Source organism: Marinilabilia rubra, assembly GCF_003121985.1.
Classification (GTDB): domain Bacteria; phylum Bacteroidota; class Bacteroidia; order Bacteroidales; family Marinilabiliaceae; genus Marinilabilia; species Marinilabilia rubra.
On the sequence record NZ_QEWP01000028.1, the window covers coordinates 21,445 to 36,059 of the forward strand.

The 14,615-nt window shown below is 33.0% G+C and carries 14 protein-coding genes; all 14 read left to right on the top strand.

Annotation, left to right across the window (positions count from 1 at the left end; translation table 11 throughout):
• The first annotated feature begins 2 nt into the window (after positions 1 to 2).
• The 14 genes from pseF to DDZ16_RS19550 all read left to right on the top strand — a co-directional run bounded on the left by pseF (position 3) and on the right by DDZ16_RS19550 (position 14,411).
• On the top strand, positions 3 to 677 hold the full coding sequence (gene pseF, locus DDZ16_RS19485; RefSeq protein WP_109266161.1) for a pseudaminic acid cytidylyltransferase: 675 nt from the start codon (positions 3 to 5) through the stop codon (positions 675 to 677).
• Entirely contained in the window at positions 674 to 1,630 is a 957-nt protein-coding gene (locus DDZ16_RS19490; RefSeq protein WP_109266162.1) for an ATP-grasp domain-containing protein, read from the top strand. Before pseF ends, DDZ16_RS19490 begins: the two co-directional genes overlap by 4 nt.
• A complete protein-coding gene (locus DDZ16_RS19495) occupies positions 1,611 to 2,642 on the top strand; it encodes a hypothetical protein (protein WP_109266163.1) in 1,032 nt (343 codons plus the stop codon). The genes DDZ16_RS19490 and DDZ16_RS19495 overlap by 20 nt, the downstream gene beginning before the upstream one ends.
• Positions 2,639 to 3,577 (top strand): methionyl-tRNA formyltransferase, encoded by a 939-nt coding sequence (locus DDZ16_RS19500; RefSeq protein ID WP_109266164.1) that lies wholly within the window; start codon positions 2,639 to 2,641, stop codon positions 3,575 to 3,577. The genes DDZ16_RS19495 and DDZ16_RS19500 overlap by 4 nt, the downstream gene beginning before the upstream one ends.
• Before the next feature lie 3 nt (positions 3,578 to 3,580).
• The gene (gene pseI, locus DDZ16_RS19505) at positions 3,581 to 4,588 is read left to right on the top strand and encodes a pseudaminic acid synthase (RefSeq protein WP_109266165.1); all 1,008 of its coding nucleotides are present in this window, start codon (positions 3,581 to 3,583) and stop codon (positions 4,586 to 4,588) included.
• A 63-nt stretch (positions 4,589 to 4,651) separates the two neighbouring features.
• Entirely contained in the window at positions 4,652 to 6,115 is a 1,464-nt protein-coding gene (locus DDZ16_RS19510) for an oligosaccharide flippase family protein (protein ID WP_109266166.1), read from the top strand.
• A gap of 295 nt (positions 6,116 to 6,410) precedes the next feature.
• Positions 6,411 to 7,343 carry a polysialyltransferase family glycosyltransferase gene (locus tag DDZ16_RS19515; RefSeq protein WP_109266167.1) on the top strand — a complete coding sequence of 311 codons (933 nt, stop codon included), beginning with the start codon at positions 6,411 to 6,413 and terminating at the stop codon, positions 7,341 to 7,343.
• 2 nt (positions 7,344 to 7,345) lie between these two features.
• Positions 7,346 to 8,689, top strand: coding sequence for a hypothetical protein (locus tag DDZ16_RS19520; protein ID WP_109266168.1), 1,344 nt, complete (start codon positions 7,346 to 7,348; stop codon positions 8,687 to 8,689).
• Positions 8,667 to 9,833 carry a glycosyltransferase family 4 protein gene (locus DDZ16_RS19525; protein ID WP_262511950.1) on the top strand — a complete coding sequence of 389 codons (1,167 nt, stop codon included), beginning with the start codon at positions 8,667 to 8,669 and terminating at the stop codon, positions 9,831 to 9,833. The genes DDZ16_RS19520 and DDZ16_RS19525 overlap by 23 nt, the downstream gene beginning before the upstream one ends.
• Entirely contained in the window at positions 9,823 to 10,548 is a 726-nt protein-coding gene (locus DDZ16_RS19530) for a WecB/TagA/CpsF family glycosyltransferase (RefSeq protein ID WP_198416770.1), read from the top strand. Before DDZ16_RS19525 ends, DDZ16_RS19530 begins: the two co-directional genes overlap by 11 nt.
• Positions 10,520 to 11,764, top strand: a complete 1,245-nt coding sequence (locus tag DDZ16_RS19535; protein ID WP_109266170.1) for a hypothetical protein — start codon at positions 10,520 to 10,522, stop codon at positions 11,762 to 11,764. Before DDZ16_RS19530 ends, DDZ16_RS19535 begins: the two co-directional genes overlap by 29 nt.
• A complete protein-coding gene (gmd, locus tag DDZ16_RS19540) occupies positions 11,691 to 12,809 on the top strand; it encodes a GDP-mannose 4,6-dehydratase (protein ID WP_109266171.1) in 1,119 nt (372 codons plus the stop codon). The genes DDZ16_RS19535 and gmd overlap by 74 nt, the downstream gene beginning before the upstream one ends.
• A 69-nt stretch (positions 12,810 to 12,878) precedes the next feature.
• The gene (locus tag DDZ16_RS19545; protein ID WP_109266172.1) at positions 12,879 to 13,259 is read left to right on the top strand and encodes a GxxExxY protein; all 381 of its coding nucleotides are present in this window, start codon (positions 12,879 to 12,881) and stop codon (positions 13,257 to 13,259) included.
• Positions 13,260 to 13,310: 51 nt separating this feature from the next.
• Positions 13,311 to 14,411 (top strand): GDP-L-fucose synthase family protein, encoded by a 1,101-nt coding sequence (locus tag DDZ16_RS19550; protein WP_109266173.1) that lies wholly within the window; start codon positions 13,311 to 13,313, stop codon positions 14,409 to 14,411.
• The last annotated feature ends 204 nt before the right edge of the window (positions 14,412 to 14,615 follow it).

Below are 14,615 nucleotides of genomic sequence, written 5' to 3' on the forward strand. Positions count from 1 at the left end.
TTATGAAAAATATTGCCATTATACCTGCAAGAGGAGGAAGCAAAAGAATACCTCATAAAAATATAAAGCACTTCCTTGGTAAGCCAATTATCGCCTATTCTATTGAAGCTGCTATTAATTCTGATTTATTTGATGAAATAATGGTTTCGACAGATGATTACGAAATAGCGGAAGTTGCAAAACAACATGGTGCAAGAGTTCCATTTCTGCGTTCAGAGGAGAATTCAGACGACTTTGCTACCTTAGCTGATGTAATTGATGAAGTAAAAAGACAGTACCTGGAACAAGGAAATTTGTTTGATAATATTTGTTGCATTTTACCTACCGCACCTTTGTTAACTGTTGATAATTTAAAAAAAGGGTATGATTTACTTAGCAACAGAAATGTTGATTCAGCACGTCCTGTTGTTCGCTTCTCATACCCCATTCAGCGTGCATTGAGATTGGATGGAAATAAAAAAATAGGCATGTTTAACGACGAATATAAAGATTGCCGATCACAGGATTTAGAAGCTGCATTTCATGATGCAGGACAGTTTTATTGGATGAAGTTTGATATTGGATTAAGAGGGAACAACAAATTTGGATTTGAAATTCCGGAAACAATGGTTCAGGATATTGATAATGAACAAGATTGGGTGATTGCTGAATTGAAATATAAAATGATTAACTTATGAATATTCTCATTAGTTCAGTCGGAAGACAGGCATATTTAGTAAAAGCTTTTATACAAGCATTAGGGAACCAAGGAAGGGTATATGCTGTTGATTGTGATGAAAAGGCAGTTGGATTAAAGACGGCTGATGATTTTTTTATTGCACCACCATTTTCCAGTTCGGAATACGTTCCATGGATTATTCAAATATGTGAAAAATATAATATTAAATTATTGGTTTCTTTAAATGTTGATGATATATTAATATTAAAAAAATCAGAAAATTTATTTTCGCATTTAGACTGCTTTATCCTTGGAGCTGATTATGAGACAATGTCCCTTTCAAATGATAAATACCAACTCCCATTATTATCCCAGAAATTAAATCTCCCAAGTGCAAAAACTTTTTTGGTTTCCCAAGATTTTGATATAGAGATGATCCACGAGCTTCCGGTCATTGCGAAACCTAGGTATGGTAAGGGAGCAAGAGGTAACTTTATCCTAAAGGAAAAAAAGGATTTAATTGAATTCCTTGAAACAAACAAAGGAGATATTCCCTACGTATTACAGGAATTTATTTCAGGAGAGGAGTATGGTTTTGATGTAATTAATGATTTAAATGGGAATTTCTTAAGATTATATGGGAGAAAGAAACTTCTACAATATAACGGAGAGTCATTTCGGGCAAAAACAGTCCATCCCAAATTTTGGGAAGAACCAGCGTTAAAGTGGAGTAAATGGTTAAAACATACTGGAACTGCAAACTTTGACGTGATTTTTAAAGATGGGAAAGGATATCTAATTGATTTGAATTTACGCTTTAGCGGTGATTATGTTTTTAGTCATATTGCTGGAGCTAATACTCCTCAATTGTTAATTGATAACCTCTTAAAACTGCCGATGGGAGAAAAAACATACCAACCCAAAATTGAGGTAATAGGTGAACGTTTGGATTATGGGGCTAAAATCATTTGAAAAGGGGAAAATTGCATTTTTGACAGAAGCAAATTTAGACATTGGATATGGCCATTTGTATCGTAGTGTTGCTTTGGCTCAGAAATTCTTTTCGAACAAATTTGATGTTGATTTTTTTTGCGATGGATTTGTGCCAGCTAAAATTATAAGAGAAAATCTTCCTGAATCAAACGTTTTTGAATTACCAAGATTTAAAGCACTAATAAATAAATATAGTTTGGTCATCCTTGATGTTTTCAAGAATTCCTGGTTAAATTATCAATGGATAGCACAAACTACTGATATTAAAACAGCAAGTGTTATAGATTATGCATTTAAGGATTATTCTATTCCAACTGATTATATTTTTCAAATAGGGTTTCAGCCATATAGGTTTAATGAAGAAGTTAAGCCAAAGGAAAATGGAGAAATTTCCAAAGTCTATTCGGGAAATGATTTTTTCATTTTTAGAGAAGAATTTGAGGGGAAAAAAGCATTTGAAATAAAAAAGAATGCAAAAAAAATTCTTGTGTCCATGGGGGGAAGTGATCCGTATGGTCTTACCGAATTTGTATCCAACTCATTAATCAATATCAAAACACCATTAATAGTAACTTTTATTTTCGGTGCAGCAATAAAAGAAAAAAGGATTACAAATATTAATTCAATATTTTCAAATTCTTGTCATGACCTTCGAGTATGTCAAAATGTTAAGATTATGTCAAAAATTATGGAAAACCATGATTGTGCAATTATTAATGGAGGAAATACAAGATTTGAAATGGCCGTTGTGGGTATCCCATTTATTTCAATTTCTTTCAATAATCAGCAAAACAACATTGCAAACTATTTACAGAATTACGGTATAGGAGAAAACTTAGGAATCTATAAAAACTTAAATTCAAAAGTGGTTGCAAAATCCATTGAAAGGTTTATCTATAATTATGCTGAAAGAAAAAAAATGTCTGAACAAATGAGAAAAAGTATTTGCATTAATGGGACCCAAAACATTTTAAATATTTTACTGGCATGATGGAGAAAAAGAAGTTAAAGGTTGTTTTGCTTACAATAGACAAAGCAGGTCAGATTTTAATAGAAAGATTACTCGGTGTATTGCCATCAAGTGTTTCTATAGAACTTGTTATTACTCGAGAAACACGAAATTATGATTTTAACGGTAATCCTGTCGTAAATGCATGTAAAAAGGCAAATATTAATTGCATTCAGCCTGATTTTCAAGAGGAAGATTATTTAGAAGAAATAAAAGCAGTACATCCAGATATTATACTAATTTCCAATTTTCATAAAATAATAAAAAAAGAACTAATTGAGTTATCTAAGATAGGCACCTTTAATTTACATTCTTCGTTATTACCTGATTTAAGGGGAGGCACATCTGTTATCTGGGCATTAAAGAAAGGATTGAATAGAACAGGGGTGACCCTTCATTATGTGACAGAAGGAGTTGATGATGGGGATATTATTACTCAGAAACCTGTGGATATTGATTTCTGGGATACTCAAGGATCTTTGTATGAGAAAATTACGGTTGCTAAATTTGAAGTGTTGATGAAATTTCTTTTTGATATTGTTGAAGGACATGAAATTGTAGCTAAACCCCAAGATCATGAAAAAGCAAAATACCTTCCGAAAAGAAAAGATTCTGATGGACTTATTGATATTAACACCTCAATGCTACAAATCTATAATCATCTAAGAAGTTTTGACCCTTGGACAGGAGCTTATTTTGAATTAAATGGACAAAAAGTAAGATTGAGAAATGTTATTCCAGTAAAAGAAAAGTTAATGACGAAAGTCGATGATAGCTTTCTTACCATCGCAAAAGAGTGTGATAGTGGCATTCAGTCAATAATAATACAATCTGTTACCGATATTGTTGAAAAACCTGTTATGTATAACAAAGAATTAGCACAAAAGATATTTGATTTCTGGAAATCCCATTATTAAGAAATGAAACAAAATAGAACATTTATAATAGCTGAACTATCGGCTAATCATAATAACGATTTTAATCTCGCAGTAAAAACCGTCCAAGCTATTGCAGAATCGGGCGCCGATGCGGTGAAAGTTCAAACCTACAAACCTCAAAGTTTGACCATTGATATAGACACTGGTTACTTTGCACCAAAAGCAGTAGGCTTATGGAAAGGATACACACCTTGGAAGTTATATTCCGAGGCTGCCATGCCTTACGAATGGCAACCTAAGCTAAAAAAAATAGCCGAAGATTTAGGACTTGTTTTCTTTTCATCTCCCTTTGATAAAGAGGGCGTTGATTTTCTTGAGAGCATTGATATTCCGATGTACAAGATTGCGTCATTCGAAATTACAGACATTCCTTTGATTGAATACACTGCTTCAAAAGGAAAACCGATGATTATTTCTACAGGCGTTGCTGAAATTGAGGATATAAATCTTGCTATTGAAGCTTGTCATAAGGCTGGTAATGAAAAAATTACATTGTTGAAGTGCACATCACAGTATCCAGCAACAATTCAACAAGCCAATCTAAGAACCATCCCTGATATGAAAGAACGGTTTGGTGTGGATGTTGGACTATCCGATCACACATTGGGGAGCCTTGTGCCTACAGTAGCTGTTTCACTAGGAGCAACTGTGGTTGAAAAGCATTTTATTTTTGACCGTAATCTTGGTGGTCCGGATTCAGCGTTTTCTATGGAACCTCATGAGTTTAAAGAAATGGTCGATTCGGTTAGAAACGCTGAAAAGGCTTTAGGAAGTGTTGATTATACTGTTTCTGATAAAGATAAAAACAGGAGACGATCGCTTTTTGTTGTGAAGAATATTAAAGCCGGGGAAAAAATCACAGAAAACAATGTTAGGAGTATTAGACCAGGTTATGGAATGCCTCCTAAAATTTTTAATGAAATTCTTGGGAAAACTGCCCAAATTAACATTGAGAAAGGGGAGCCATTTACAAATAGCATGATTGAATAGGTTTAATTTATTATTGTGCAGGAAGAAGACGATTTCAATAAAAAAAATGTCACTAAAACTTGAATGTCAAATTATTTTAAAATAGCAAAGAAAGCCTTAACAAATAAAGTATTACATTATATATTTAGCCGCTATGCGACCTACTTTATACAGTTTATAAATTCAATTATTATTGCTATTTATCTTGGTCCTTATTATTTGGGGATATGGGGCTTTATTAGACTTGTGATTCAATATGTGGAACAAATAAATCTTGGAATTGCTCACTCGGTAAACGCCATTATTTCTATAGAGAAAAAGCATCAATGGTACACAAGTAAAGTGATTGGGACCTCACTCTCGATGTTAATAGCTCTTTCCTTGTTGGTGGTTTTGTTTTTTGTTGGGGATGAGGTTTTTGAATTAAATATTGGGAAGAAGTATAATTTTTCCCTTTATTCGCCAGCTGTTATTGTGATCGGAATATTAGCTTATTTTAATACATTGTTTAGCAATGTTTTTAGGGTTTATGGGCGTGTCATTGAAATTGCCATAAATCAATCGGCATTTCCGGTTTTTATGTTAGTTGCAATTTTGTTGTTTAGAAAAGAAAATTTGCTATGGGCTTTAGTTGGAGCAAATGTATTAGCTTTTTTACTTTGCTTTCTTATGTTTTTGTGGCGAGCTCCGATTAGTTTTAAACCCTTATTTATTAGAAGATTAATTAAAACCATTCAAATTAAAGGATGGCATTTGTTTATCTATAATACTTCTTTTTATTTGATTATTATTACAACGAAATCATTTATCAGTGGATTCTACACTGTAGAAGAATTTGGTTACTTTACTTTTGCGTATAGTTTGGCAAATGTTGTTTTGTTATTACTGCAATCATTTTCATTTCTTATTTTCCCAAAATTAATAAACCGCATGGCATCTACAACGGGGGAAATGATCGATGGTCTTTTGGGAAATCTTAGGGGAATATACATCACTTCATCCCACCTGTTGGTTCATTTAGGGATTGTTTTCATGCCTTTTTTTGTTTTGCTTTTTCCTCAGTACGATGAAGCTATTAATGTATTCAGATTAACGGCCCTAACTGTTGTTTTGTATTCTAATGCATTTGGATATTCCGGTTTACTTATCGCTAAAAGAAAAGAAAGATTCTTGGGGTATCTTGCAATCTTTGCGCTTGGTTTAAATGTTAGTTTTGTTTGGATGTTAGCATCAGTCCTCCATCTTCCTTTTAATTTTGTCATTTTAGGAACTATGGTTGCTAATTTAGTCTATATTTTTTTATTGGGACTTTTTGGTAGGAAAACCCTCAATTTTAGGGTTGGAGTAATTATTGTTTTAAAGGATGTTTATCCAATTAGATTATTTATCCCATATTTTTTAACCCTTGCAATGATTATCCTGGGAGTTTCCAATGTTTGGTTTTTTACATCGATATTTATTTTCTTGATGCTTAACTATAAAATATTGATACAAGTTAAGCATACTATTAGAAAGGTTATTAATAATCCTGATTTTATTAATGTCTGAAATACAAATAATTAGGATTTTTAGAGGCTATAGCCCTAATGTGGCGCTTTTAATCCGAGACTGCTTCAGATCGCGTCTTTGCAATAATGTCTTTTTACTTTGATAAAGAGTATTTTGATAGCCGGAATAGGGTGTTTAGGCCCTATTCCCGCTGGCAACATTGTTCACATCAGTACGAAGCTCTTTTTATTGTGCGGTCATGGATCGAAGCAATCACCAAAAACACACACGCGATTTTAAACGTTATCAATACAAATAGGAATTGTTTAAATGATTATAATTTATTGGAGAGAAGATGAAAAATAAAAACTCTGGCTTGTTTATCTGCTCAAAACCAATTCAATTGATTATTCAAAATGCGGTAGTATCATCATTACCATCAAGCCATAATTCTGTTGACCTTTGGTTAGTCGGTAAATTTTATAAATCAGAGGAGCTTTATGAAGAATTAAAAAAAAACAAATCATGCTGGAAAAATATTTCGTATTTCAAGACACTTTATGCTGCTTATAAAAGTCTACTAACTACTTGTGAGTACAAGCAAATCTATATTGATTCTGATTTTGGGACGGTCAATATTGTATTGGCTTTATGCAAACTTTTTGGGAGAGATATTTATGTTGTTGAAGAAGGTATTGGGATTTACAATAAGGACTTATTAAAATCATTTGATAAAACAACAGGAATAATATACCTGCTAAAGAGGTTGTTTTTTAAAATTATCGGAAGTGGTTTATACTTTGGGAATTCTAAATGGGTAAAAGGAATTTATGTTTTTGATAAAATGAAATATGAAAATATTCATTTAACTTATAAAAAGAAAGTTATTGAAATTCCTAGAAGTCTCAAACAAGAAATATATAATAAACTTGATTATTATGAAAGAATTTTCAATCTCCAAGATGTGGTTTCAACTATTAAGGTTACAAATGTTGATTGCGTAACAATTTACTCCGCTTCTTATCATATTAGAGATTATAGACAGTTTATTGATGATGATGAGTTTTTTATAATAAAGATGCATCCGGGATATAATAATTATTCGCAATTTGAAAAAATTGATGGAAATGTAATCTTGTTAAAGAACTCTGCACCTACAGAAGTTTTAGTATTTTTAATCGGAGCTTTTAAAAAACGTGTTAAAGTGTTGCATGAAAATAGTTCCGTTGGGAATTACCTTTTTAAAGAAAAGGGCATAAAAGTTATTAACCTTTTTGAAAGAAAGTAGTTTTGAAAGTTGCATTTAGAAAAGTTGTAATATTTATATTAGTATTGTTTTTCTTCACTTTTCTGAGGGGAACATTGTTAATGCTTATTCCTCTTTTACCTGCCCTTTTGTATATTATCTTCCCTTTTCGTTTAAAAAAGCAAATAATTCCCATATTCTTGCTATCGCTTATATCATCGGGATATGGAGTCTTATTCGGGTATAATAACTTTGAAAATGTAATATTTTCAATTATATTATTATTTTCAGTTTTGATGATTGCGTTTAGTTCACCAGTAAATTTAGGGACAAAACCCATTATTAAGGATTGGAATAATCTTCTGAGTTATACACTTAAGGTTGTATTTGTGTTTATGTTTATCAATAATTCTTTGGGGATTATTCAATATTTTTTAAACCCATTTAATCATTACCCTCAAGAGGATGCATTTATTGGAATCTATGGAAGACATGGTATTGCTCATCACGGACTGGCTATTTTAAACGGATATTTTGTTTTATTCTATGTCAGTCAGCTTGTTAGTGCTGAAAAGAGGCAAGCAAAAAAGGCTAAAAACATTATTTTACTGTTATATTTCTCCCTATCACATTTTTTATGTTTTTACGGTTTGGGTCTTATTATATTGCTGTTATCTATTGTAATATATACATTAATCAAGTCTTTAAGCGTTAAGTTGTTTTTTAAATTGGCTTTTATCGGAACTGGCATAATCTTTATCTTTTCTTATTTTTTTTCCGACGTGTATTCATATATGACTGAAAATATTAATTATTTAACTGTTCTCTTTTCTGATTTCGATTACGATTCAGTCTATATTCCCGGAAAAATAAGAGCTTGGATTCGTTATTTCACTGACTTTGTAGGTGAAGAATTAGGCTTGGTTTTATTTGGAACTGGCCCTGGAGGATTTAATAGTCGGGTTTCCTTTTTGTTGAATTCTGATTCAAGTAATCTTTTTGTAAAGATATTTGGGACATCCATGCCTGCCTTCCATGATACTCTTATTCATCCTTTGTGGGATATGTCTATTATTAGTATGGATAAGTATAATGACGGTTCCAGGAATCAGCCATTTTCATCACTTCTATCATTAACAAGTGAGTATGGTATTATATTTACAATCACTTTATTCGTTATGCTTAAAAAGGAAATAAATCGTGTTAGTGAATTAATAGAGGACAATAGATTAAAAGGGTTTATTATATTGAGTGTAATATATATATTTTTAAATGTAATTTTCGATAACTTCATAGAGTTTTCTGAATTTTGGGTGTTTATTGTCTTTTTATTCTTTTTAAAAATTCATACAATTGTTAGAGAAAGTGAGAGTTCTATTCGTTCATAATAGGTATAAGCAAGCAGGAGGTGAAGATTCTGTAGTCAAAATGGAATCTCAGATGTTAAAACGTAATGGGCATGATGTGGAGTTGCTTGAATTTGATAATACGGAGATAAAGTCATTTTTATCAAAAATTAAAACTTTTTTTTCAGTTATTTATTCCAAGTCTTCAAAAAAAGGAATCAGAAGAACTCTGGAAAATTCTGATTTTGACTTAATTCATGTTCATAATTTTTTCCCGTTGATTTCACCATCAATTTATGACTTAGCGAACGAATATGATTTACCAGTTGTACAAACATTGCACAATTATAGAATTATTTGTCCTGGTGCTTTGTTAATGAAAAATAGTAAAGTGTGTGAAAAATGTATTACAGGTAATTATATGCATTCTGTTTTATATAGGTGCTATAGAAAATCCTTTTTCGGGTCACTATCTTTAGCTATGATGGATTATGTTAATAGAAAAAGAAATACATGGAATACAAAAATTGATAAAGTTATTTGCTTAACAGAATTTGCAAAAAGTAAATTTATTGAAGGAGGAATATCTGAAGATCTAATAACTGTTAAACCTAACTTTATTGAATATAGAGGTGACAATTTAGAGTCAACGAGGGAGAATCTGGGATTATTTGTGGGACGTTTAAGCCATGAAAAGGGAATAGCAAAACTAATTCAAATGCATGATTACCTTGATGGAAAAGTATTAATTGTTGGAGACGGGCCACTTATTAATAAATTGAAGGGGTTAGATAAGTTTATTGTTTATGGGAAGCAAAATAGTGAACAGGTGAATCAGTTGATGAAAAAAGCTTCATTTCTAATTTTCCCTTCTATTTGGTATGAAGGACTGCCGATGACTATAATAGAAGCTTTTTCAAATAGATTGCCAGTCGTGGCAAGTAAGCTAGGTGCGATGAAAGAGATAATAAAGCATGAAGCAACAGGCTTGCTTTTTAATCTTATTGATTTACAGGATGGTATTGATAATATTAACAGGGCATTTAATAATTTTGCTTTAATGAGAGATTATGGTAACGCAGCTTATTGTCAATATTTAAATCAATATACTGATAAAGTTAATCTTAAGCAGATGTTAGAAATTTATAAGGAAGTTCTAGAAAAGAGGAAAAATTGTGAAGAATAATGTTTTAGGCTATAGGGTGTTTGATCAAAAATTGTCTGATTTTTTCAAACAAGATTTAGTGGGGACAATTGTTATTAATACCATTAATGCATATTCTTATGTTATTGCTAAAAAAGATAAAGATTTTAGTAGAGCTTTAAGAGATTCCGATGTTCTATTGCCAGATGGTTTTCCAATAACTCTAGCTTCAAGGTTACTTTGCAAAAAGAAAATTCAGAAAATTGCAGGAGAAGATATTTTTTTTCATTTATTACGAAAAATGAATCATGAAAGGGGAAGAGTATTTTTTTTAGGATCTTCTGATGATACATTGGCGAAAATAGAAGCTCGCATTAACCGTGAATTTCCTAATGTCAGTTCAGGCATTTTCTCACCTCCTTATAAAGAAAGATTCTCGGAGTTGGATAATCAAAGAATGATTGATGCCGTTAACAACTTTAAACCAACGGTTTTATTTGTAGGAATGACGGCTCCTAAACAGGAAAAATGGGTTTATCATAACCAAAACCACATTAATGCCTCCATTATTTGTTCCATAGGCGCTGTTTTTGATTTTTATGCAGGGACTGTAAAAAGACCTTCAAAATTCTGGATTAATCTCAGACTTGAGTGGTTTATACGTCTTTTAAAAGAGCCAAAGCGATTATGGAAAAGATACTTATTTTATTCACCTAAATTTCTGATTGATGTATTTAAAGCTAAACTCGGTATATAAATTTTTAAGGCCGGGTTTTTATTTGGTTTTCTCCTTGATCTTGTTTTTTGTTTTAGAATTCGTAAATAGAGGTTTTTTCTTTAACGGTTTTCAATGGAAATTAAGTCCATCTTCAGTACCAAAGTTAATTTGGCAATTAGGGCTTATGTTATATCTTTTTAAGAATAGAAAAAAGTATAACAAAATCGAGAATTTCTTCTTTCTTTTTTCATTTTTTATAATTGCTGTAGGAACTTTTAGATATTATGATAGTTTAAATAATCTTCTCTGGGGAATAAAACATCTGGATAAGTTATTTTTATATTTTTATGTCTTTTTGTTCCTTAAATATCATAATGAAATAAGACTTCCCAAAGTATTGCCCGTTTTTGATGGAATATTTTTAATAAACTCTGTTCTAATTGTGATTGGCTTCGCGTTTGATATAGAGTTTTTTAGATCCTACCCATTCTCAGAAAGATTTGGTTACAGTGGTGTTTTTCCTCGAATGTCAATTAATGATGTTTCATTGTTTTACTTGATTGGTAATGCATATCTATATTATAGGTGGATAGAGGGTGAACGAAAATTTCTATTTTTTGCATTTGTTTTCTTCTCTTCATTTCTTGTGGGAACCAAGGCAATATATTTACAAAATTTATTACTACTAGGGGTTGTTTTCTTTGAAAGAAAGCAGGTGAGAAAATTTATTGTTCCATTAGGTTTCTTCAGTGTTGTTTTTCTTTTATTCTTCTATAATTTTTCGTTTTGGGATGATATTCTAAAGCAAAAAGGATTGATTGCCGCATTAAGTTCTTTAAGATCTGAACTTTTAATCGATAATTTTTCGTTGATTTTGAACGAGTTTAGTTTGAAGTCCTTTCTATTTGGACTTGATAATCCTTATTATTTATTTGTAGAAATTGATGTAATTGACCTTGTTTTGACAATTGGATTACTTGGGTTTTTAGGAATAATTTATTTTTATAAGAGTATTCTTTTCAATTTTAGATTTAATACCATCTCTAGTTTTTTTATTTTTTCTTTCGTCCTATTGACTTGTATTTCAGGGCGTTACTCTTATAGTGGGGTGAATGCCATATATTTTCCCTTGTTTTTGTATTACTTAAAGCAAAAAGATTTAAATCATTATAAAACAGTAAATGAAAAGGAAAAAAGCCCTCATCACCGGCATTACCGGTCAGGACGGAGCCTATCTCTCCGAATTTTTAATTAAGAAAGGATATGAAGTTCATGGCATAAAAAGAAGAGCTTCACAATTCAATACAGACAGGATCGACCATATGTACCAGGATCCTCATGAATCTCATCGCAATTTAGTGTTGCATTATGGAGATCTCACCGACTCCACTAACCTAATTAGGATAATACAGGAAGTTCAGCCGGATGAAATTTACAACCTTGCGGCAATGAGTCATGTGAAGGTAAGTTTTGATACGCCTGAGTATACTGCCAATGCAGATGGTGTTGGAACATTACGCATCTTGGAGGCTATTCGACTACTTGGACTTACTGAAAAAACAAAAATATACCAGGCATCTACTTCTGAACTTTATGGATTGGTCCAGGAAGTGCCACAATCCGAAAAAACGCCGTTCTATCCAAGAAGTCCTTATGCTGTTGCAAAGCTATATGCCTACTGGATTACCGTAAACTACCGTGAAGCTTATAATATGTTTGCCTGCAATGGCATTTTGTTTAACCATGAAAGTCCGTTAAGAGGGGAAACATTTGTTACCCGGAAAATTACCAGGGCTATTTCCCGCATAGCATTAGGCATGCAAGATACCTTGTTCTTAGGAAACATGGATGCCAAACGTGACTGGGGCCATGCCAAGGACTATGTAAAAGCCATGTGGTTGATTCTGCAGCAGGATAAGCCTGAGGATTTTGTTATTGCTACAGGTATAACAACTTCTGTCCGTGACTTTGTTAAAATGGCCTTTGGAGAAGTAGGTGTTGAATTAGAGTTCAAAGGTGAAGGTGAGAAGGAAATTGGCGTTATTAAAAAGTGTAACAATCCCGATTTTCAAATTCCCGAAGGTAAAGAGGTTGTTAAGGTTGACCCCCGTTATTATCGTCCCACAGAAGTAGAGCTTTTGATTGGTGATCCTACCAAATCCAATGAGAAACTGGGATGGAAACCTGAATATGATTTAGCGGGATTAGTAAAAGACATGATGGAGTCGGATGTTAAGCTAATGAAGAAGGATCAGTATTTGAAAGATGGTGGGTATAGGGTATTGAATTATTTCGAATAGTTTTTTCTCGCAGAGGGCGCAAAGATTAAATTCTCGCGGAAGTCGCCAAGTTATATAAATGTTTATTCTATGAGGTCTGAAAATGAAATAGCTCAGATGGTCGTTGATACAGCATTTCATTTGCATAAAACAGTCGGACCTGGTTTATTGGAGTCGGCATATGAGCAGGCACTTAAATATGATTTAGAAGAGCGAGGCCTGGGGGTGAAAAGTCAGGTAGCGATGCCCTTTCATTACAAAGGTGTAAAACTGGATGTTGGGTATAGGATAGATCTACTCGTTGAAGGAAAACTCATAGTAGAAATAAAATCAGTTGAGCAATTAGCCCCTGTCCACTTTGCACAAACATTAACTTATTTGCGCCTTTCAGAGATTAAACTGGGTTTACTTATTAACTTCAATTCAAAACTACTGAAAGACGGCATTAATCGTCTGGTCAATGGCCTCTAATCTTTGCGTTCTTTGCGCAAACTTAGCGGTCCTAGCGAGAAACAATTTTTCATGGAAAAAAGCTCAAAAATATACATAGCAGGCCACAAAGGCCTCGTCGGCTCTGCCCTTTGGAAAACACTGCCAAATAAAGGTTATAACAATCTTGTTGGAAGAAGTAAGTCAGAACTTGATTTAAGGAATCCTCAGGCCGTTAATCAATTCTTTGAAGAAGAAAAACCTGATTATGTAATTCTGGCAGCAGCAAAAGTAGGAGGTATTGTAGCTAATAATACTTACAGGGGGCAATTCATCTATGAGAATCTGACGATACAAAACAATGTGATTCACTCAGCTTATGTACATGGGGTGAAGAAACTATTGTTCTTAGGATCTACATGTATTTATCCCAAAGAGGCGCCTCAGCCGATGCCTGAAGATTGTCTGTTGACCTCCCCTTTGGAATATACCAACGAACCTTATGCGATTGCCAAAATAGCCGGAATTAAAATGTGCGAGTCCTATAATTTACAGTATGGCACCAATTTTATTTCCGTGATGCCTACCAATTTATATGGTCCCAATGACAATTTTGATTTGGAGAAATCGCATGTGTTACCTGCATTGGTGCGTAAAAATCACTTGGGGAAATGCTTGGAAACAAATAACTGGAATGCCCTGAGAAAGGATTTGGACAGAAATCCTATTGAAGGCATTAGCGGAAAAAGTTCAGACGATGAAATTCTGGCGGTTCTTGACAAATACGGGATTCGCTTTAATTCAGATTTAAATTCGAGCAATTCGCGAGCATCAATAGAAATATGGGGCACCGGTAAACCTATGCGTGAGTTTTTATGGTCTGAAGAGATGGCAGATGCCTGTGTTTATGTTATGGAAAAAGTGGATTTTAACGATACACATTCAGGTGAAAAGGAGGTCAGAAATACACACATTAATATTGGAACAGGGAAAGAGGTTTCCATTAAAGAATTAGCTGAAACCATTAAGCATAAAGTTGGATTTAAAGGAGAATTGTTTTATAACACCGATAAACCCGATGGTACTCTCAGAAAGTTGACTGATCCATCCAAGATACATGATCTTGGTTGGCATCACCAAATAGATATTGAAGAAGGAATTGAGAGGATGTATGATTGGTATATTGGGCAATAATATCATTCTTGTTCTTTTTTTCTTCCTCTATGAAAAAATGAATTTTGAGAATCACATTTTTCAGACAGGCCTTTGGCCGTAAGCCTTCGGCCTCCCACGTAATGTAAAAGTAAGAATTTTTCCCAGCCCGGGGGTGCCGGTCTGGGAATTAGATTTTTCCAAGTTCTACTGGAATCTCTTAGAATTTATTGGAATCAGTTGGAG

Coding starts and splice junctions, on each gene's coding strand:
- DDZ16_RS19490 (WP_109266162.1), top strand. CDS start 674: ATGAATATTCTCATTAGTTCAGTCGGAAGACAGGCATATTTAGTAAAA.
- pseI (WP_109266165.1), top strand. CDS start 3,581: ATGAAACAAAATAGAACATTTATAATAGCTGAACTATCGGCTAATCAT.
- DDZ16_RS19535 (WP_109266170.1), top strand. CDS start 10,520: ATGTATTTAAAGCTAAACTCGGTATATAAATTTTTAAGGCCGGGTTTT.
- DDZ16_RS19515 (WP_109266167.1), top strand. CDS start 6,411: ATGAAAAATAAAAACTCTGGCTTGTTTATCTGCTCAAAACCAATTCAA.
- pseF (WP_109266161.1), top strand. CDS start 3: ATGAAAAATATTGCCATTATACCTGCAAGAGGAGGAAGCAAAAGAATA.
- DDZ16_RS19550 (WP_109266173.1), top strand. CDS start 13,311: ATGGAAAAAAGCTCAAAAATATACATAGCAGGCCACAAAGGCCTCGTC.
- DDZ16_RS19500 (WP_109266164.1), top strand. CDS start 2,639: ATGATGGAGAAAAAGAAGTTAAAGGTTGTTTTGCTTACAATAGACAAA.
- gmd (WP_109266171.1), top strand. CDS start 11,691: ATGAAAAGGAAAAAAGCCCTCATCACCGGCATTACCGGTCAGGACGGA.
- DDZ16_RS19495 (WP_109266163.1), top strand. CDS start 1,611: ATGGGGCTAAAATCATTTGAAAAGGGGAAAATTGCATTTTTGACAGAA.
- DDZ16_RS19510 (WP_109266166.1), top strand. CDS start 4,652: ATGTCAAATTATTTTAAAATAGCAAAGAAAGCCTTAACAAATAAAGTA.
- DDZ16_RS19545 (WP_109266172.1), top strand. CDS start 12,879: ATGAGGTCTGAAAATGAAATAGCTCAGATGGTCGTTGATACAGCATTT.